Raw genomic sequence first — 19546 nt, forward strand, 5'->3', positions numbered from 1 at the left:
GTTTCCCCTCCGAGCCTACGGGCGGAGCCTTCGTCGGATGACCCTCATCTACCTCCTCGGCCTCGTCCTCGTGGCGGCCGGCGCCTATGTCGTCGGGCGGCAAAAGGGCGTCACCTTCGCCATGGCCGGCGGCGCGTCGCGCATGCACTCGCTGCCAAGCTACCACGGCGCCTACCTCGCGGTGTCTGCCATCGCGCCGATGCTGCTCTGGTTCATCCTGTGGCTCGTCTTGGCCCACCGCGTCGTGGAGTGGGCCGGCATGTCGGCGTTGCCGGCGGATCTCGCTCCCGCCGACGGGCTCGCCTACGCCTCGCGGCTCCGGGAGATCCTCCTGGTCGCGGACGGCGTGCAGACCAACGAAGTCGCGCCGGGCGTCCGCGCCGCGGGCGAGACCTACGCGCTGTGGCGCGGGCTGTCCGAGTGGGCGCTGCTGATCGTCGGTCTCGGCCTGGCGTTGATCGGTTTCGCGTGGGGCGCGCGTCAGCTCGAGCCGCAGTTCCGCGCCCGCAACGGCGTCGAGCGCTTCGTGAAGGTGTTGCTGATCGCCTGTTCGGCGGTCGCGGTGCTCACCACCGTCGGCATCGTGTTCTCGGTGCTGTTCGAGACGCTGCGCTTCTTCGCCAAGTACCCCTGGTACGACTTCCTGTTCGGCCTCCAGTGGTCGCCGCAGACCGCGATCCGCGCCGATCAGGTCGGCGCGTCCGGCACCTTCGGCGCCGTGCCCCTGTTCGCGGGCACCACCCTGATCATGCTGATCGCCATGTCGGTCGCCGGCCCCATCGGCCTGTTTTCCGCGATCTACATGGCTGAGTATGCGAGCCCCCGGGTCCGCGGCGTCGTGAAGCCGGTGCTCGAGGTGCTGGCGGGCGTGCCGACCGTGGTGTTCGGCTTCTTCGCCGCCCTGACCGTCGCGCCCTTCATCCGCTCCACCGGCGAGGCCTTGGGGCTCAACGTCGCCTCCGAGAGCGCGCTCGCGGCGGGCCTCGTCATGGGCGTCATGATCATCCCCTTCGTCTCGTCGCTGTCCGACGACGTGATCAACGCGGTGCCGCAGTCGCTGCGCGACGGCTCCTACGGCATGGGGGCGACCAAGTCGGAGACCATCAAGAAGGTGGTTCTCCCGGCCGCGCTTCCCGGCATCGTCTCCGCTTTCATGCTCGCGATCTCGCGCGCGGTCGGCGAGACCATGATCGTGGTGATGGCCGCCGGCCTCGCGGGCAACCTGACCTTCAATCCGCTCGAAGCGGTCACCACCGTCACGGTGCAGATCAAGACGCTGCTCGTCGGCGACCAGGAGTTCGACAGCGCCAAGACGCTCTCGGCCTTCGCGCTCGGCTTCGTGCTCTTCTTCTTCACGCTGGTGCTGAACTTCATCGCGCTCCGCATCGTCCAGAGATACCGAGAGCAGTATGACTGAGATGACCGCCGTCTCCGGTTTGGGCCAGCGCGTGGACGCGGACGAAGCCCGCGCCCGGGTCCGCAAGCGCTACCGCGCGGAAGCCCGCTTCAAGGCTTACGGCATCGGGGCGATCGCCTTCGCCGCCCTGTTCCTCGTGGTGCTGCTGGCCGACATTGTCACCAAGGCGCTGCCGGCCTTCACCGTCACCCACCTCGTGATCGAGGCGCCGGTCACGGCCGAGACCGTCGATCCCGACGGGTCCCGGCAAGCGGCCTCGCTGGCGCGCGGCGACTATCTGAAGCCGCTTCGCGAAGTCTACCAGGGCTTCTTCCCGGAAGTCTCCGGTCGGGCGCCCCGGCGCGAACTGAACGGGCTGCTCTCGAGCGGCGCCGCTGACGAGCTCCGCGCGCAGGTGATGGCCGACCCCTCGCTGATCGGGAAGACGGTCAAGACCCGCGCGCTCGTCTCCGACGACGCTGACCTCTATTACAAGGGCGTCGTGACCGACGTCGTCGAGGAGCCGGGCGAGGCCGTCGCGACTCCGTCCGCGACCTCCGGCGAGGTGGTGGTGACGACCTCGACGCCAGCCTTCGCGGACGATCTCGCGGAGATCAAGGCCGAGCTGTCGGAGACAGCGCGCAAGCGTCGGTTCGAGGTGGACCGGATCCGCACGTTGCGGGAGGGCATTCTCGCCGACAAGCCGTCGGCCGAGCTTGCGCTGCGCGAGGCCCAGGGCGGCGGCGACGCCACCCGGATCACGGTGGCCCAGAACGTGCTGGCGAAGATCGACAGCGACGCGCAGAGCCTTCAGGCGCAGATGGAGACGCTAGCCGGGGAGGCCGCAGATTTCGAGGCGCGCTTCAAGGACTCGGGCGGAGCCGAGAAGCTCGACGAGAAGCTTCCGAGCCGGCTGCTCGCGATCAACGGCGGCATCGTGAAGATCACGAGCCTCGCCGCGGATCGGGTGGAGGGCGTGACGCTGACGCCGCTCAAGAGCCAGGACGCGGCGCAGCCGAACGCCTGGAAGCTGCTGACCTATGAAACCCCGGAAACTCCCGCCGGGTCAGCGACCAGCAGATCGCCTGGCTCGAGACGTTGAGGGCCAAGGGGGTCGTCGAGACCGGCTTCAACTGGGGCTTCCTGACCTCGGGCGACAGCCGCGAGGCCGAGCAGGCCGGCATCCTGGGCGCCCTTGTCGGCTCCATCTTCACGATGGCGGTGACGCTCGTGATCTGCCTGCCGATCGGCGTGGGCGCCGCGATCTACCTCGAGGAGTTCGCCCCGAAAAACCGGTGGACGGACATCATCGAGATCAACATCAACAATCTCGCGGCCGTGCCTTCGATCGTCTACGGCCTCCTCGGCCTCGCCGTGTTTCTGAACTTCTTCGGGATGCCGCGGTCGTCAGCGGTCGTGGGCGGCTTCGTGCTCGCGCTGCTGGTGCTGCCGACGATCATCATCGCGAGCCGCGCGGCGCTGAAGGCTGTGCCGCCGTCGATCCGCGAGGCCGCGCTCGGCGTGGGCGCCTCGCACCAGCAGGCGGTGTTCCACCACACGCTGCCGCTCGCGATGCCGGGCATCATGACCGGCACCATCATCGGCATGGCCCACGCCCTGGGCGAGACCGCGCCGCTGCTCCTCATCGGCATGGTGGCCTTCATCGTCGACGTTCCGACGAGCTTCACCTCGGCGACGACGGCGCTGCCGGTCCAGATCTACCTCTGGTCCGACCTGCCGGAGGTGGCCTTCCAGGCCAAGACCTCCGCCGCGATCCTCGTGCTTCTGTTCTTCCTGTTCGTCATGAACGGGCTCGCCATCGTCCTCCGCAAGCGCTTCGAGCGCCGCTGGTGACCGGACCCAACGGAGTAAGACCCATGGACGCGACCGCGACCGCCGCCCGGCCGAAGCCGACGGCTTCCGCCACGCTCCCAGCTAACGATCCAAAGATCGTCGCCAAGGACGTCAACGTCTACTACGCGGAGAAGCACGCGCTGAAGGACGTCTCGCTCGACATCCCTGAGCGCGCCGTGATGGCCTTCATCGGCCCCTCGGGCTGCGGCAAGTCCACGTTCCTGCGATGCATCAACCGAATGAACGACACGATCGCCTCGTGCCGCGTCGTCGGCTCGATAAAGATCGACGACCAGGACATCTACGACCCGAGCCTGGACGTGGTGCAGCTCCGCGCCCGCGTCGGGATGGTGTTCCAGAAGCCGAACCCCTTCCCGAAGTCGATCTACGAGAACATCGCCTACGGCCCTCGGATCCACGGCCTCGCCCGCTCCAAGGCGGAGCTGGACGAAATCGTCGAACAGGCTCTGCGCAAAGCGAGCCTCTGGAACGAGGTCAAGGACCGCTTGCAGGACACCGGAACGGGCCTGTCCGGCGGCCAGCAGCAGCGTCTCTGCATCGCCCGTGCGATCGCGGTGAGCCCCGAGGTCATCCTGATGGACGAGCCCTGCTCGGCGCTCGACCCGATCGCGACGGCGAAGATTGAGGAGCTGATCGACGAGCTGCGGCAGAACTTCACGATCGTGATCGTGACGCACTCGATGCAGCAGGCGGCGCGCGTCTCCCAGCGCACCGCCTTCTTCCATCTCGGCGTGATCGTTGAGACCGGCCCGACCGAGCGCATCTTCACGAGCCCGAACGACAAGCGCACGCAGGACTACATCACCGGCCGCTTCGGCTGATCCGGCGGCGACAGGGGACATCGACATGGCAATGACCGACCACATCGTCAGCTCGTTCGACGCCGACCTGCAGGCGCTTGGCGACAAGCTCGCCGAGATGGGCGGCCTCTGCGAGAAGCTCGTGGGGGAGTCGATCGAGGCGCTTCTGCGTCGCGACATCCCGCTCGCCAAGCGCGTGATCGAGTGGGACCGCTCGATCGACCGGCTGCAGCATGAGATCGAGGAGAACGGCATTCTCACGATCGCCAAGCGCGCGCCGGTGGCGATCGACCTCCGCGAGGTCGTAGCGGCCCTGCGCATCGCCAACGACCTCGAGCGCATCGGCGATCTCGCCAAGAACATCGCGAAGCGCGTCGTCGCCCTCGAAGGCCAATTTCAGCCTCCGAAGCTCGCCGGCGGCGTCGCCCACATCGCCGACCTCACGCTCGCGCAGCTGAAGGAGGTGCTCGACGCCTACACCCAGCGCGACGAGCGGCGGGCTATGGAGGTTTGGAAGCGCGACGGCGACATCGACGCCCTCTACAACTCGCTGTTCCGCGAGTTGCTCACCTACATGATGGAAGATCCGCGCAACATCGGTTTCTGCGCGCATCTGCTGTTCTGCGCCAAGAACATCGAACGCATCGGCGACCACGCCACCAACGTGGCCGAAACGGTCTACTATCTCGTCCACGGCGAAGCCGTGACCGACGAACGACCGAAGGGCGACCTGGCCAGCGCCGCGATCAGCTTGGACTGAGGAAGGCGTGCATCGGATGACCCCCCGCGTGATGATCGTCGAGGACGAGGAGCCGCTGACGCTGCTCCTCACCTACAACCTCGAAGCCGAAGGCTATGCGGTCGAGTCGGTCGCCCGCGGCGACGAGGCCGAGACGCGGCTGCGCGAGCAGGCGCCGGACCTCGTGCTGCTGGACTGGATGCTGCCGGGCCTTTCGGGCATCGAGCTCTGCCGGCGGCTGCGATCGCGGCCTGAGACCGAGCGGCTGCCGATCATCATGCTGACCGCGCGGGGCGAGGAGGCTGAGCGCATCCGCGGCCTCGCGACCGGGGCGGACGACTACGTCACCAAGCCGTTCTCGGTGCCGGAGCTCGTCGCGCGGGTGCGGGCGCTGCTGCGGCGCGCCAAGCCGGAGCACGTCGCCGACGTGCTGAGGGCCGGCGACATCGAGCTCGACCGCGGCTCGCACCGCGTCCGCCGGCAGACCCGCGAAATCCACCTCGGGCCCACGGAGTTCCGGCTGCTCGAGTTCCTGATGCAGTCGGCAGGCCGCGTCTTCACGCGCGAGCAGCTGCTCGACGGCGTCTGGGGCCGCGACGTCTATATCGACGAGCGCACCGTCGATGTCCACGTCGGCCGGCTGCGCAAGGCCATCAACCGCGGCCGCCAGCAGGACCCGATCCGCACCGTGCGCGGAGCCGGCTACGCGTTCGACGAGAACTTCGCGCGCGCGGGCTGAGCCGCCGAAACCCGGGTTTTTCCGCATTAAGATTGATGAGTGGTTAATGTCGCGCGCCGATCCGCGGCATGGCATTCTCCCGGATGACGCGTCGCGCGGTGCGGACGCCGCCAGGCGAACAGGGTCGGCATGACGATCTCTTCCAGGACGCGGTGGAATGTCGAGGTCGTTCGCGACTTTGACTTCCAGTCGGAAGAATACGACCAGCTGTTCCGGCGCTCCGCCGCGTCCGGCTTCCAGTCGCCGGCCTGGCTTGGCGCAACCTACGCCGCCATCCGGCGCGCGCCGCTGGCCGATCCCTTCATCCTGACCGTACGGGACGCCGGGACGGGCGCTCTGGTCGCGCTGGCGCCGCTGGTTCTACGGTATCGGTTCGGGCTCAGGGTCATCGCCTATGCGGACATCGGCTCGCTCGATTACTGCTGCGTCGTCCAGGCGCCCGAGTTCGAAACCGGCCTCGACCCCGCGCTCCGCCGCGACGTCGACGAAGCGCTGAAGGCCGCGGACGCGCTGTTCATTCCGAAGGTGCCTGACGCCGCGCTGCGGAGCTTCGATCGGCTTTTGGCCGCCCGGCGGGTGAAGATGGCCTACTCCGCCCATCCCGTGCCGTTGTTCGGGCCGTTCTCGGAGTGGCGCAACGCGACAATGAACGGGACGACCCGGCGTTCGCTCGACAAGAAGCGCCGCAAGCTGTCCCGGATCGGCCGGCTGGAGACTGTCGGAGAGACCGAGCCCGGCTTTGTCGCGGCGACGATCGAGCAGATCCGCCTCCTGCGGGAGCCGCGGTTCGCGGAGACCGGCGTGTCCGACCCGCTCAAGAGCGAGGCGTTTCGCGCGTTCTACGCCTCGCTCAAGGACAGCGGCACCGTCCGCGCGTACCAGATGCGGCTCGACGGCGCGACCATCGCCTGCGGCTTCGCGATGGTGCACGGCGACGCCTGTCACCTGCTGCTGACGGGCTTCGACGTCGGAAATTGGCGGAACTACTCCGTCGGGCTGCTGATGATCGAGGACGCGATCGCCGACTGCGTCGCCCGCGGCGAACGGGTGTTCGACTTCACCATCGGCGATCATCCCTACAAAGCCGATTTCGGCGCGCAGTCCGCGCCGATCTGGCGGCTCACCCGCGGTCTCTCGTTCAAGGGACGGCTGATGCTCGCCGTGATGCAGCTGAAAGGCGGGGAGCGGCTCGCCAGGCGTCTCGCGCCGCGGGGCTACCGGGCACCGAGCCCGCCCGACATCGTCCGCGGGGCCGGCGTCGCGCCGTAGGCCGAACAGCCGAGCAGGAACCAGAGCAGGCCGCCGGTCTTGATGGTCACGGCGGAAGTGCTGATTGCCATTAGCAGCGTCAGATACAGGCAGACAAAGGCCTTGTAGCGCCAAGCGTCCATGCGCTCCGCCGGCGCGCCGAAGACGAGCACGGCCCAAAGGGCCGCCGCGCCGATCACGCCGACGCGCGAGAGGATGTAGGCGTAGCCGCTGTCGTCGAAGTTCTCGGTCGCCGGGCCCATCCCGAAGACGCCCGCAAGGTCGAGCCGGGACATCAGCTGCCCGCTCAGCAGGAAGCGGCCGCTGGTGGTGTTGTCCCACGGCACGCCGACCTTGATCGCGGCGTAGCTGAAGATCGCGATGATTGCGAGGAAGGGCGCGACGAACAGCGCGCCGGGCCGCAGCAGCGGCGCGACCAGATAGATCGCGAGCACCAGGCCGCAGAGGTAGACGCCGAAGCGGGCGTCGCCGAGCACCAGCGACACGAAGATCAGCGCGGTCTTCCAGATCAGGGCCCACGGTCGCCGGGCGTCCCGCAGCAGCACCCATCCGAAGACGATCGCTCCGAAGTTGCCGACGGAGACCGGCTCCAGGAACACCGACGAGACGCGGTGCTCGCCGAGGAACGGCAGCAGCGTGCGGCCCTCGAACCGCATGCCGGAGATGAACAGGCCGTGCTCGACGCCCTGGGCGGCGGCAGGGTCGACCGTGCCCTTGGCCACGAAGTAGCCCAGCACGTCGAAGATGCGGATGTAGACGTCGAGGAACGCCCATTCGAACAGGGCGCCGGCCGCGACGGCGACGATCGCCGCCGTGACGACCTTGTCGCCGGACTCGAGGGAGCCGCGCGTCGAACCGAGGAAGTAGAAGACGAGCGGGATCAAAAGGTCGCGGACGACCTTCGGGTCGTAGTTCGCCCGCAGGGTCATCAGGAAGATCAGGTAGCCGAGCAGCGCGGCCATGATGGCGTAGAACGCCTGCGTCCGGTCCCAGATCAGCGCGAGCGCGACCCCGATCAGCACCAGCTCGGCGCCGATGACCGCCCCGGCGCCCGTGCGCGCAAGGTTCGCGTTGACGAAAGCGAGCGCGAAGTTGAACAGCAGCGTGCCGAGCACGACCGCCCGGGCGATGCGGGCGCCCGCCTCCTCGGCGGGTGCGGCGGCCGGCGTCGCGGCGGCCGCGAGGCTCACCGCACGCGCGCCGGGAGCTCCGGCGCCGCGGAGCGCGCGCGGAACTGATCCCGCAGCCAGGCGAGCGTGCAGCCGACGCCGAGGCCGAGCAGCAGGCCGGCGATGACGACAAGCGGGGCCGGCGGGCCGCTCGGCTCCATCGGCCGCGCGGCGCGGCTGATGACGCGGGTGTTGGAGGCGTTCAGGCGGCGCTGCTCGTCGAGTTCGCGCGAGCGGGCGAGGGCGGCCTCGTAGATGCCCCGGCTCGCCTCGACGTCGCGCATCAGGTCGCGCAGCTCGAGCGAGGCGTCGTTGGTCTCCGAGACCTCGGCCTTCAGCGCGGTCATCCGCTGCGTCAGGCTGGTTCGAAAGCCCTTGGCGCGATCCAGCTCGCCGGTGGTCGCGCGGATGATCGTCGCGATCTCCTCCTCGAACAGGCGGCGGGCCTCGGCGACGCGGGCGCTCGCGGCGCGGCGGTCGGGATGCCGGGCGCCGAGCTGCTGGCCGAGATCGGCGTCCGCTTGGCGCTGTGCGGCGTAGCGCGTGCGCAGGGTTTCGATCGTGCCCGAGCGCATGGATTCCGGGATCGAGTCGATGTCGGCCTGGCCGCGCTGCACGCGGCGCATCTGCTCGAGCGCGGCCGTGAGTTCGTTGACCCGCGAGTCGGTCGTGGAGAGCTGCGTGGCGAGTTCCGTCAGCTGTTGCTCCACGAGCGGCTTGCCGTCGTTGGTGACGACGCCCTTCTCGCGGCGCACCGTCTCGTAGCGTTGCTCGGCGTCGCGGACGCGGGCCCGCAGCTCGCCGAGGCGGCCTTCGAGCTCCCCTCCTGCGCGGCGGGCGACGGCCACGCGGGCGTTGACGTCCTCTTCGACGTAGACGTCCATCACCGACTGCGCGATGCGCTCCGAAAGCGCAGGATCCTTCGTGGTGGCCGTTACCGTGATGATGAAGGAGCCCGGCGCGCGCGCGCCGGTGACCGAGCGCTCCAGCTCGCGCAGGGCGAGCTCACGCGGGTCCGATGCGCGCTTGACGCCTGCGAGCGACAGCAGCTTCTGGCCGAGGCCCGGGGGGCGTTTGCCGAACAGCGGGTTCTCGTCGAGCTTCTCGCGGGCGATGACCTCGTCGAGCACGTCGCGCGAGGTCAGCACGTAGGTCTGGCTCTCGGCTTCGATCGCGCTCGTGTCGGCGGCGCCCGACGGCGTGTTGTCCGCCCCTAGGATCTGGCGGCCGGTGGGATCGACGAGAATGCGGCCGACGGCGGTGTAGCGGGGCGAGGACAGCAGCACGAAGGCGAGCGCGAGCGCGACGCCGATCACGGCGCAGATCGCGATCAGGCCCACGCCGCGTCTCAGCGAAGCGAGCAGCGCTGCGGGCGCGGCGGCGGGGCGGTCCCCCTCCGTCGGTCGCGGCGTCGTCGGTCTCCAGTCCTGGATCGCTGCCACGGCGTCCTCGTGCGGCGTCGGAAACCGGGTCGCGGCTCCGTACGTCCCACACATGGCGCATCGGGGTTAAGAAAATGGGACCGAGCCCCGATTCCAGCTCCGCACGCCTTCGGTCGAGGCTCGAATTCTTCGTTCGCGCGTCACGTCTGCGCAAACAACCGCAGCAAATGATGGGCGATGGCCGCCGGCGGCGGGGCGAACCAGCCCGCGGGATGCCTGCCGGCCAGCATCTGCCGGACGTCGTCGCGCGTGAACCAGCGCGCGTCCTCCAACTCCTCGAGGTCGGGCGTGATCTCCTCGGTCAGCGCCTCCGCCGTGAGTCCCAGCATGAGCTGGGACGGGAACGGCCATGGCTGCGACAGCGCGTAGGCGACGCGGCCGACCGTGACGCCGGCCTCCTCCCGCGTCTCGCGGCGCACCGCCGCCTCGATGGTCTCGCCCGGCTCCACGAAGCCCGCGAGGCAGGACCACATGCCGGGCGCGAACCGCGGCTGTCGGCCGAGCAGGCAGCGGTCGCCACGCGTCACCAGCATGATGACGACCGGGTCGGTGCGGGGGAAATGCAGCGCGCCGCAGGCCGGGCACTCGCGCTTCCAGCCGCCGCCGCGCATCGCGGTCCGCGCGCCGCAGTTGGCGCAGAAGCCGTGACGTTCGTGCCAGAGCAGCATGCTCTTGGCGTAGCCCGCGAGCGCGAGCGCCGGCCCGGACAGCCGTCCATCGGTCGCGACGGCGCGCAGGTCTTCGAGCGCGAGATTGTCCGCGCGCCCGATCGCAGTCTCCACGCCGTCGTCGAGATGGGCGGCGAACACCGGCCCCGTAGCGTCGCGGCCGAGGAACACGCTGCGCTCCACGGGGCCGAGGGCCTCGGCCTGGGCGCGATCGAAGAGCGGGTCGAGCGCGCCGCCGCCCGCGGCCCGCAGCACGGCGCGGGCGCCGATGAACAGCGCGGTGCGGGCGGCGGGGTCCGCCTCCGCCGCCGCGAGAAAGCCGGCGTCCTCGCGCGCCTCGCCGCAGCGGTCAAGCGCGAGGCCGGCGTAGCCGAGGTCGGCGGGCGAGTCCGGGGCGTGTCGATCAGAGGGGCGGTCGGCCATGGCGGGCTCTCGAGCTTCGGTTCGCGCGCGGCGCCCTTGCAAGGCGCGGTCTCGGCGGGCATATAGCGCATGGGAGGTTGGCGATGGGCGTGTTCCTCGCCAACCGGGTCAGGTCCGAAAGGAAGCAGCCCCAACGAGACCGATACGGGTCGTCGTCCGACCTCCCACCCTCATCCTTTGAGAAGAGACGAGGCGCTTCGATGACGGCAGGCCGCGACTGTTCCGCCGCCCGCCGCGCCGAGGGCGGCGCATGAGCGCGACCCCTTACCGCGTCCTGGCCCGCAAGTACCGTCCCCAGCGCTTCGAGGACCTGATCGGCCAGGAGCCGATGGTCCGCACGCTCACCAACGCCTTCGCGTCCGGCCGCATCGCGCAGGCCTGGATCCTCACGGGCGTGCGCGGGGTCGGCAAGACCACGACCGCCCGCATCCTCGCCCGGGCGCTGAACTACGAGACCGCGGAAGGCGGCGGCGGGCCGACGGTCGACCTGTCGGTCCCCGGCGTGCACTGCGAAGCCATCATGGAGTCGCGCCACGTCGACGTGGTGGAGATGGACGCCGCGAGCCACACCGGCGTCGCCGACGTGCGGCAGATCCTGGAGACCGTGCACTACGCGCCGGTGATGGCGCGCTACAAGGTCTTCATCATCGACGAAGTGCACATGCTCTCGACGAGCGCCTTCAACGCCTTCCTGAAGACGCTGGAAGAACCGCCGCCGCACGTGAAATTCGTGTTCGCGACGACGGAGATCCGCAAGGTGCCGGTGACGGTGCTGTCGCGTTGCCAGTCGTTCTCGCTGCGTCGGGTGGCGGCGGACGAACTGTCGGCGCACCTCAAGCGCATCTGCGACAAGGAGGACGTCGCCGTCGAGGACGAGGCGCTGGCCGTCGTGTCGCGGGCGGCCGAGGGCTCGGTGCGCGACGCGCTCTCGCTGCTCGACCAAGCGATCGCCCACGGCCAGGGCGACGTGCGGGCTGAGGCCGTGCGCGGCATGCTGGGCCTGGCGGACCGGGCCGGGGTGCTCGACCTGTTCGACGCGGTCATGCGCGGCGACACAGCGGCGGCGCTCGACGGGTTTCGGGGGCAGTACGACGTCGGCGCCGATCCGGTCGCGGTGCTGACCGACCTCGCCGAAACGGTCCATCTCGTCACCCGCATCAAGCTCGCGCCCAAGGCCGCCGACGACCCTTCGCTCAGCGAGGCGGAGCGCCTGCGTGGCCGCGACTTCGCCGAGCGGCTCTCGATGCGCGTGCTGTCGCGCGCTTGGCAGATGCTGCTGAAGGGCATTTCCGAGGTGCAAGTCGCGCCGAAGCCGGCGCAGGCGGCCGACATGGTGCTGGTGCGCCTCGCCCATGTGGCCGACCTGCCGACGCCGGACGAGGCGATCCGCATGCTGGACGGCGCGGGGACGGCGCCGCCGCAGCCTCCGGCGCCGCCGCGCGGCGGGCCGCCGATGGGGCCGTCCGGCGGCTCCCGCGGCCCGGAAGCCATGGCCCCCGCGCGCATGATCTCAGGCGCTGCGGCGGCGCGCGAGATGGCGCCCGAGGCCGCGCAGGCCCCGCCGCGCGCGCAGCAGGCGCAGGTTCAGCCGACCATGCGGCTGTCGCGGTTCGAGGACCTCGTGGCGCTGGCGGCGCGCGAGCGCGAGATCCAGCTGCACGCGGCGCTGCTGCGGCAGGTGCGGGTGGTGCGGTTCGAGGACGGCGTGCTGGAGTTCCAGCCGACGCCGGACGCGACCGCGGACCTAGCCGGCGCGATTTCAAAGAAGCTGCAGGAATGGACCGGCCAGCGCTGGATGGTGGCGGTCGCCGCCGGGGAAGGCGCGCCGACTATTCATGAGCGCGAGCAGGCGGAGGCCGCCGCCCGGCTGGAGGGCGTTCAGGCCCACCCGCATGTCCGCGCCATCCTGGATCGTATGCCGGGCGCGGTGATCGTGGACGTGCGGGCTCGCAAGCCCGAGCCTGAGACGGCTGAACTTGACGCCGCGGCGGTCGACGCCCTACCTGCGGCGGACGACGACATCGACGATTTCTAAGCGGGAGACGAGCCGTTGCGCGACATCATGGGCATGATGGCCAAGGCCAAGGAACTCCAGCAGAAGATGCAGGACGCCCAGGCCGAGCTCGAACGAGTGACGGTCGAGGGAGCCGCCGGCGGCGGGCTGGTCCAACTGACCCTGACGGCCAAGGGCGACCTGCGCGGCCTGAAGATCGACCCCTCGCTGCTCAAGCCCGAGGACGTCGAGATCCTCGAGGACCTCATCGTCGCGGCCCACGCCGACGCCAAGTCGAAGGCCGAAGCCGCGATGCAGGAGAAGATGTCCGGCCTCACCGCCGGCCTGCCGATCCCTCCGGGCATGAAGCTGTTCTGAACCCCTGATGACGCTCGAACGCGTTGGCGCCGTAGCAGCGAACTGACGGTGCGGATCGTTGCGACAGATCTCGAACGTCGGCAGGTTTGTGCGGCTGGCGATCGTCAGTCTGGCGCTCGCGGCGTCCCTGTTGGTCGTTTCACTCGCCACGCTCGGATTTCTTTTCATCGCGGCCACGGCCAGCAGCGATCCTGACGAGAAGGATCTGCCGTTTTTTACGCTTCTTCTATTGGCGGCTCTGGCCAGTGGCTTGGTCGCGTTCTGGAGCGCGGCGTTGCCTCACCGTAAAAGGCCGTGGCGCATCGGTCTGACCGCTTCCGCGATACTGATCGCGGTGCTCTGCGCCGGAGGAATGGTGGCTATAAAAAGCAATCCTGACGGGCGGCTTGGATCGGCGGTCCAGCCGATCGCAAACTCAAGGGTTTGCTGAGCATGTCCCGCTCCGCCGCCGGCCCCGAGATCGAACGCCTGATCCAGCTGCTGGCGAAGCTGCCGGGCCTTGGGCCGCGCTCGGCGCGGCGGGCGGCGCTGCATCTGCTGACGCGTAAGGACAGGCTCCTGGAGCCGTTGTCGGACGCGATGCGGGTGGCCTGCGAGCGGGTCGCGACCTGTTCGGTCTGCGCCAACGTCGACACCCAGGACCCCTGCGCCATCTGCCGCGACGCGAAGCGCGACGCGTCGGTGATTGTAGTAGTGGAGGACGTGTCCGATCTCTGGGCGCTGGAGCGCTCGGGCGCCGTCTCCGCGCGCTACCACGTGCTCGGCGGCACGCTGTCGCCGCTCGATGGACGCGGACCTGAAGATCTCAACATCGGAACGCTCGTCGAGCGGGCGATGGCGGAGGAGGTCACGGAGGTGATCCTTGCGGTCAACGCCACCGTCGAGGGGCAGACCACGGCGCACTACGTCACCGACGCTCTGTCCGAGACCGGCGTGCGGGTGACGCGCCTCGCCCATGGCGTGCCAGTGGGCGGCGAGCTCGATTATCTCGACGACGGCACCCTTGCCGCCGCGATCCGCAGCCGCACGACGTTCTGACGCCCCGGAGCCTCCGCCTCAAGCGGGCTCGCCGTCCGTGGGTTCGTCCAGCAGACCATCCGGCGGATCGGCGACCAGGCGGCCGCCGGCGACGTCCACCACCGGGACGATCGCCTTCGTGAAAGGCACGTAGACCGTGCGCTTCTGGCCCTCGAGGCGGACCTCCAGCAGGTCGTCCGCGCCGAAGTTGGTGACGGCGACGACCTCGCCGATGGGCGCGCCGTCCGCCCGCTCCATCCGCAGGCCGATCAGGTCGGCCCAGTAGAACTCGTCCTCCTCCGCCGGAGGCAACTCGTCGCGGGGGACGTAGAGGCCGACGCCGTTCAGCTTCTCGGCCTGCTCGCGGCTGTCGATCCCCTTGAAGCGGACGACGAGCATGTCGTCCTTCAGCGGGCGCAGGGTCGAGACCGCGAACACGCGCGTCCCGGCGTCGTCGGTGATGGGCTTGTAGCGCTTGAGCGCGGTCAGCTCCGCCGTGAAGGCCTTGACGCGCACCTCTCCCCGGACACCATGGGCGGCGCCGATCACGCCGATTTGGACGATGCGGGACGATGGCATGGGATCACCTTTGCGCCCTGCCGAAGCATGAGCGGGGCGTGACGCGTCGCTTCCAAACGTGGCGTCATGGTCCGGCTCGACCGGACCATCCATGTCAGGCGCCGAGCTCGACGTCGAACATGGTTCCTCCGACCAAGCCGGAGGAGGACGGCGAGCGCGCGGGACGCGCTCGCTCCTCGCAGTGTCGCTTCGCCCGGCGCTTCCGGATCGAAGCCTCAGGCTTCGCCCGGCCTCACGCCCTGCGCGGCCGAAATCACTCGGCGGCTTCGGCGCCCGCCTTCGCGGCGGCGGCCTCGGCGCGCTCCTGGGCCTTCTTGCCCGGAACGCCCTTGGTCAGGTTGCTGCGCGCGTCGCGCTTCAGCAGGCCGGCCTGGTCGAGGAAGCGGTGCACGCGGTCGGTCGGGGTCGCGCCCTTAGCCAGCCACTCCTTCACCTTCTCGGCGTCGAGCACGACCCGCTCGGCGTCCTTGGCCAGCAGCGGGTTGTAGGTGCCGACGCGCTCGATGAAGCGGCCGTCGCGCGGGTAGCGCGAGTCGGCGATCACGATGCGGTAGAACGGACGCTTCTTGGCGCCGCCGCGGGCGAGACGGATCTTCAGGGCCATTTTCTGTTTTCCTTCCAGTCGTGTCGTCATCCCGGCCGGCCGTCAGGCCGAGCCGGGATCGTTCTCAGGGTCTGCGTTCCATCCGGTCGACGATCCCGGCTCGCCGCGGCTTCGCCGCTCCGGCCGGGATGACGCCTGAATTCACTTCTTCTTCCCCAGGCCGGGGAAGCCGCCGAGGCCCGGCAGCTTCGGGCCGCCGATCCCCGGAAAGCCGGGCGGCAACCCGCCGGGGCCGCCGGGAAAACCGCCGCCGGGGAAGCCCGGTGGCAGGCCCTCCGGCATCTTGCCCTTCTTGAGGTCCTCGAGCGCCTCCGGCGGAATCTGCGGCGCGCCACCGCCGAAGCCGAGAGCCGCGCCGAGGCCGGCGAGCGGCCCGCGGCCGGACTTCCCGGCCTTGCCCATCATCTTCATCATGTCCGCCATCTGGCGGTGCATCTTGAGGAGCTTGTTGATCTCCTCGACCTTGGTGCCGGAGCCCGCCGCCACACGCTTCTTGCGCGAGGCCTTCAGCAGGTCGGGGTTGCTCCGCTCGGCCTTGGTCATCGAGTCGATGATCGCGGCCTGGCGCTTAAACATGCCCTCGTCGAGGTTCGCGCCGGCCATCTGCTTCTTAAGATTGGCGACGCCCGGCATCAGCGACATCACGCCGGACATGCCGCCCATGCGCTGCATCTGCTGGAGCTGGTCCTTCAGGTCGTTCAGATCGAACTGACCCTTGCGCATCCGCTCGGCGGTCTTCGCCGCCTTTTCGGCGTCGATGTTCGCGGCGGCCTTCTCGACCAGCGCCACCACATCGCCCATCCCGAGGATGCGGTTCGCGATGCGCTGGGGGTCGAACTCGTCCACCGCGTCGAAGCGCTCGCCGACGCCGACGAGCTTGATCGGCTTGCCGGTGACCGCGCGCATGGAGAGCGCGGCGCCGCCGCGGCCGTCGCCGTCGATGCGGGTCAGCACGATGCCGGTGACGCCGACCGCCTGGTCGAAGGCGCGCGCCGTCGTGACCGCGTCCTGGCCGGTGAGGGCGTCGACGACGAGCAGGACCTCGTGCGGATTGGCGATCTTCTTGACCTCGACGACCTCGGCCATCAGGGCCTCGTCGAGGGTGGTGCGGCCGGCGGTGTCGAGCAGCACCACGTCGTAGCCGCCCAGACGGCCGGCCTCCATCGCGCGGCGGGCGATCTGCACCGCGGTCTGGCCGGCAACGATCGGGAGCGTCGCGACCTCGGTCTGCTTGCCGAGCGTCGCGAGCTGCTCCATCGCGGCCGGGCGGCGCGTGTCGAGCGAGGCCATCAGCACCTTGCGCTTGTCGCGCTGGGTCAGCCGGCGGGCGATCTTGGCGGTCGAGGTCGTCTTGCCCGAGCCCTGCAGGCCGACCATCAGGATCGGAACCGGCGCGGCGGCCGCGAGGCTGATGCCCTGCGCGTCCGAGCCGAGCATGGCGACCAGCTCGTCATGGACGATCTTGACGACCATCTGGCCGGGCGTGACCGACTTGACGACGTCGACGCCGACCGCGCGTTCCTTCACGCGGTCCACGAAGGAGCGCACGACCTCGAGCGCGACGTCGGCCTCGAGCAGCGCCCGGCGCACCTCGCGCATGGCCTCGGCCACGTCCGCCTCGGTCAAGGCGCCGCGTCGGGTCAGGCGGTCGAGAATGCCGCTCAGGCGGTCGGTCAGCGTGTCGAACATCAAGCTCTCGCTCGTGGCTTCGGCCCCGACCAGCGAAACGCCCAACGCAAATCGCGCCCGCGGGCGCATCGCGCTGGCGGACGTTGACCCCCGGAACTCATGGGACGAGGGGCTTTGCGGAGCGTCTCTCGGTCAAGACGAGGCGGTTCCATACGGTTTGGGGGGCGGCGCGTCAACCTTCGAGGGGCGCGCGAGGGGCCGCGGACGCCGGCGACCGCGGCGGAGCGTCGCGCGGCAGGCCGACGTCTGGCGTTTGGCGCGCGTTGGGAGTATTTCCCGATTTGTAGCGCACCGCATTCAGACCGCGCCCCATGGCCAATCTGTGGCCGGGCGTTCTGAATTCATCGATCCGAGGCGACGCAGGTCTCAGCGCTCACCCTGCGACGCACGGCTAAAAGCCCGTCGGAGTGACTGATGACCGCCATTACGACCCGAAATCCCGTCCGCCGTGTTTTCACGTGCTGGCCGTCCCGCATCGGCGCGATCGCGCTGCTGGCGCTTGGCGTCAGTTGGGGAGCGGACGTGTTCGCAGGCCCCACGTCCACGGCGCTCGCGCAGGCGACGGTCGCTGTCGTGGAATAGCCCTCTCGCGCCCCGGCGCATCGCAGGCCATATAGTGCGCGCCCGACGGTCTCCGCCGTCGAAGAGGGTCTATGCGCCATGACCATGCCGGACGCCACGACTGCAACCTCGCTGATCGGTCGCCCGTTCGCGAAGATGAACGGGCTCGGCAACAAGATCCTGGTGGTCGACCTGCGCGACGGCGGCTCCGTGACGCCTTCCGAGGCGCGGGCGCTCGCGCAGCGCTCCGAGACCCGGTTCGACCAGCTCATGGCGCTCCATCCCGGGCGAGACGGCGTCGCCGCCTTCATGCGCATCTACAACGCTGACGGCTCCGAGGTCTCGGCCTGCGGCAACGGCACGCGCTGCGTGGCATGGCTGCTCATGTGGGACGCTGGCGTCCGCGACCTCGTGCTCGAAACCGGCGCCGGGCTGTTGCTCTGCTCGGCCGGGGAGGAGCCCGACCAGGTCACCGTCGACATGGGCGCGCCGCGCTTCGGCTGGGCCGACATCCCGCTGGCCGAAGCGTTCGCCGACACCCGGGCGATCGAGCTTCAGCTCGGGCCGATCGACGCCCCGCTGCTGCATTCGCCCTCCGTCGCCAACGTCGGCAATCCGCACGCGATCTTCTGGGTCGACGATCTCTCCAAGGTCGATCTGCGCCGGTCCGGCCCGCTGCTCGAAAACCACCCGCTGTTCCCCGAGCGCGCCAACATCTCGCTCGCCAAGGTGACGTCGAAGAGCGCGATCACGCTGAAGGTCTGGGAGCGAGGCGCGGGGCTGACGCTGGCCTGCGGCACCGCGGCCTGCGCCGCCGCCGTCTCAGCCGCGCGCACCCGCCGCACCGGCCGGGACGTCGTCGTGACGCTTCCTGGCGGCCCGCTGCGGATCGTCTGGCGCGAGAGCGACGATCACATCCTGATGTCCGGCCCCGCGACCCTCGAGCACGAGGGCCGGATCACGGCCGAACTGCTGGATGCGGTCGCAGCCTGAGGATCAGGCGGACTCCATCGCCTTCCGCGCGGCGTAAGCCTGCATGTGGGCGTAGGCGATCGCGAGCGTGGGCACGGCGACGCCCGCCGCCCGGCCCCGGTCGCGCAGGTCGCCCAGAATGTGGTCGTGCTCCGTGCGCCCGCCGCTCTCGACGTCCCGCAACATAGAGGCGGTCGCGGGCGAGCCCGGCGCGGTCAGCATGCCGAGGCTCTGCGCCCGGAACGCCTCGCGCGGGTCGTAGCCGTTCGCTGCAGAGACCTTCGCGCATTCGTCGAACAGAGCCCGGACGAGCGTCTCGCCGTCGTCGGCCTGCATGATCGCGCCGATCGGGGCCCGCATCAGGCAGGTGACGCCGGCAAAGGTCGCGAGCATCGTGAACTTCTCCCACATTTGCTGCATCACGTCGGCGCTCAGCTCGGGCGCGAAGCCGCCCTTTTCGAGCTCCGCGTGCAGCGCCGCGGCGCGCTCCTGCTGTCCGGGAGAGCGGGCGCCGAGCACGAAGCCCTGCAGCTTGTTGAGGTGCTTGATCACGCCGTCGGCGGTCATTGTGACGCCGATCAGCGCCACGCCTCCCAGCACCCGATCTTTGCCGAACGCCGCGTCGAGCGCGTCGAGGTGGCGGACGCCGTTCAGCAGCGGCAGCACCAGCGTCTCCGGCCCGACCGCCGGCGTGATCGCCTCGATCGCGCTGTCGAGATCGTAGGCCTTGCAGGAGAGCAGCACGGCGTCGAAGGGCCCGGCGGCTGCGGTGACGGCGACGACGCTCTGGGTCACGTCGCCGTACGGGCTCGTCACCACGAGGCCGTCGCGCGCCAGCCGCTCGGCGCGGGCGGGGCGCACCAGAAAGGTCACGTCGACGCCGGCCGCCGCCAGCCGCGCGCCGAAGTAGCCGCCGATGCCGCCGGCCCCGAGAATCAGAATGCGCATGCCGAACACCCTCCGGTCGCCAGCCTCATCCGGCGGGCGGCCGCATTAGGCCGCAACGCGCCCCGCTGGAAAAGCCAAGGATCGTGCGTTCGGCCATTCACGACGGTGATGGGTCGGGGACCGGAAAAGCCCTTACGCCTTTCGTGCAAGACACTCGGAGGATCGTGCAAGCGGGCAGTCTGGAACCTCTCAAATCGGCAGCGTACCATCCGCTCACTTCGACGCCAGGTCCCGGAGAGGACGCGGCGATGCCCGCGGGCCGATGGGTCCGCCAGACGAGGTCCA

19 protein-coding genes, 1 other RNA gene and 1 pseudogene are annotated in these 19546 nt (G+C 69.8%); 14 read left to right on the forward strand and 7 right to left on the reverse strand.

Annotated elements, in window-relative coordinates:
- The first annotated feature begins 37 nt into the window (after positions 1-37).
- The 7 genes and pseudogenes from pstC to METY_RS15950 all read left to right on the forward strand — a co-directional run bounded on the left by pstC (position 38) and on the right by METY_RS15950 (position 6818).
- Entirely contained in the window at positions 38-1417 is a 1380-nt protein-coding gene (gene pstC, locus METY_RS15925; RefSeq protein WP_103122374.1) for a phosphate ABC transporter permease subunit PstC, read from the forward strand.
- A 1-nt stretch (position 1418) separates the two neighbouring features.
- Positions 1419-2498, forward strand: coding sequence for a DUF3333 domain-containing protein (locus METY_RS21460; protein WP_244593694.1), 1080 nt, complete (start codon positions 1419-1421; stop codon positions 2496-2498).
- Positions 2456-3250: pseudogene (gene pstA, locus METY_RS21465) on the forward strand (phosphate ABC transporter permease PstA); the annotation flags it as partial. The gene METY_RS21460 and the pseudogene pstA, both read left to right, overlap by 43 nt.
- 23 nt (positions 3251-3273) lie before the next feature.
- Entirely contained in the window at positions 3274-4092 is an 819-nt protein-coding gene (gene pstB / locus METY_RS15935; protein WP_103122375.1) for a phosphate ABC transporter ATP-binding protein PstB, read from the forward strand.
- Positions 4093-4123: 31 nt separating this feature from the next.
- A complete protein-coding gene (gene phoU / locus METY_RS15940; protein ID WP_103122376.1) occupies positions 4124-4831 on the forward strand; it encodes a phosphate signaling complex protein PhoU in 708 nt (235 codons plus the stop codon).
- Between the two features lie 16 nt (positions 4832-4847).
- Complete coding sequence (gene phoB, locus METY_RS15945; RefSeq protein WP_103122377.1) at positions 4848-5549, forward strand: phosphate regulon transcriptional regulator PhoB; 702 nt, start codon at positions 4848-4850, stop codon at positions 5547-5549.
- Between the two features lie 129 nt (positions 5550-5678).
- Entirely contained in the window at positions 5679-6818 is a 1140-nt protein-coding gene (locus tag METY_RS15950) for a GNAT family N-acetyltransferase (RefSeq protein ID WP_103122378.1), read from the forward strand.
- Here METY_RS15950 and METY_RS15955 read toward each other — a convergent pair.
- From METY_RS15955 to nudC, 3 genes are all read right to left on the reverse strand, one after another.
- A complete protein-coding gene (locus METY_RS15955; RefSeq protein WP_103122379.1) occupies positions 6764-8008 on the reverse strand; it encodes a surface polysaccharide polymerase in 1245 nt (414 codons plus the stop codon). The two genes, METY_RS15950 and METY_RS15955, sit on opposite strands and share 55 nt — an antisense overlap.
- Positions 8005-9429 carry a GumC family protein gene (locus tag METY_RS15960; protein WP_160147371.1) on the reverse strand — a complete coding sequence of 475 codons (1425 nt, stop codon included), beginning with the start codon at positions 9427-9429 and terminating at the stop codon, positions 8005-8007. Before METY_RS15960 ends, METY_RS15955 begins: the two co-directional genes overlap by 4 nt.
- 140 nt (positions 9430-9569) lie before the next feature.
- Positions 9570-10520 (reverse strand): NAD(+) diphosphatase, encoded by a 951-nt coding sequence (gene nudC / locus METY_RS15965; protein ID WP_103122381.1) that lies wholly within the window; start codon positions 10518-10520, stop codon positions 9570-9572.
- A 71-nt stretch (positions 10521-10591) separates the two neighbouring features.
- Between nudC and ffs the strand changes: the two genes are divergently transcribed.
- The 5 genes from ffs to recR all read left to right on the forward strand — a co-directional run bounded on the left by ffs (position 10592) and on the right by recR (position 13929).
- Positions 10592-10689, forward strand: an RNA gene (gene ffs / locus METY_RS15970) — signal recognition particle sRNA small type.
- A gap of 81 nt (positions 10690-10770) precedes the next feature.
- Positions 10771-12555 (forward strand): DNA polymerase III subunit gamma/tau, encoded by a 1785-nt coding sequence (locus tag METY_RS15975; protein WP_103122382.1) that lies wholly within the window; start codon positions 10771-10773, stop codon positions 12553-12555.
- Between the two features lie 15 nt (positions 12556-12570).
- A complete protein-coding gene (locus METY_RS15980; protein WP_103122383.1) occupies positions 12571-12891 on the forward strand; it encodes a YbaB/EbfC family nucleoid-associated protein in 321 nt (106 codons plus the stop codon).
- A gap of 58 nt (positions 12892-12949) precedes the next feature.
- Entirely contained in the window at positions 12950-13321 is a 372-nt protein-coding gene (locus tag METY_RS15985; protein ID WP_103122384.1) for a hypothetical protein, read from the forward strand.
- 2 nt (positions 13322-13323) lie between these two features.
- Positions 13324-13929, forward strand: a complete 606-nt coding sequence (gene recR / locus METY_RS15990) for a recombination mediator RecR (protein WP_103122385.1) — start codon at positions 13324-13326, stop codon at positions 13927-13929.
- Positions 13930-13947: 18 nt separating this feature from the next.
- Here the strand turns inward: recR and rimM are convergent, their stop codons facing one another.
- The 3 genes from rimM to ffh all read right to left on the reverse strand — a co-directional run bounded on the left by rimM (position 13948) and on the right by ffh (position 16780).
- Positions 13948-14487 carry a ribosome maturation factor RimM gene (rimM, locus tag METY_RS15995; protein ID WP_103122386.1) on the reverse strand — a complete coding sequence of 180 codons (540 nt, stop codon included), beginning with the start codon at positions 14485-14487 and terminating at the stop codon, positions 13948-13950.
- Between the two features lie 253 nt (positions 14488-14740).
- The gene (gene rpsP, locus METY_RS16000) at positions 14741-15091 is read right to left on the reverse strand and encodes a 30S ribosomal protein S16 (protein ID WP_103122387.1); all 351 of its coding nucleotides are present in this window, start codon (positions 15089-15091) and stop codon (positions 14741-14743) included.
- Positions 15092-15232: 141 nt separating this feature from the next.
- On the reverse strand, positions 15233-16780 hold the full coding sequence (ffh, locus tag METY_RS16005; RefSeq protein WP_103122412.1) for a signal recognition particle protein: 1548 nt from the start codon (positions 16778-16780) through the stop codon (positions 15233-15235).
- 414 nt (positions 16781-17194) lie between these two features.
- On the opposite strand from ffh, the gene METY_RS21120 reads away from it, so the two are divergent.
- Complete coding sequence (locus tag METY_RS21120) at positions 17195-17362, forward strand: hypothetical protein (protein ID WP_160147372.1); 168 nt, start codon at positions 17195-17197, stop codon at positions 17360-17362.
- A 78-nt stretch (positions 17363-17440) separates the two neighbouring features.
- Positions 17441-18334, forward strand: coding sequence for a diaminopimelate epimerase (gene dapF / locus METY_RS16010; protein ID WP_244593692.1), 894 nt, complete (start codon positions 17441-17443; stop codon positions 18332-18334).
- A 3-nt stretch (positions 18335-18337) separates the two neighbouring features.
- Here the strand turns inward: dapF and panE are convergent, their stop codons facing one another.
- Positions 18338-19261: a 2-dehydropantoate 2-reductase gene (gene panE, locus METY_RS16015; RefSeq protein WP_200819706.1), complete on the reverse strand. Its 924-nt coding sequence runs from the start codon at positions 19259-19261 to the stop codon at positions 18338-18340.
- Between the last annotated feature and the right edge of the window lie 285 nt (positions 19262-19546).

It is taken from the genome of Methylopila sp. Yamaguchi, from assembly GCF_002897035.1.
GTDB lineage: Bacteria > Pseudomonadota > Alphaproteobacteria > Rhizobiales > Methylopilaceae > Methylopila.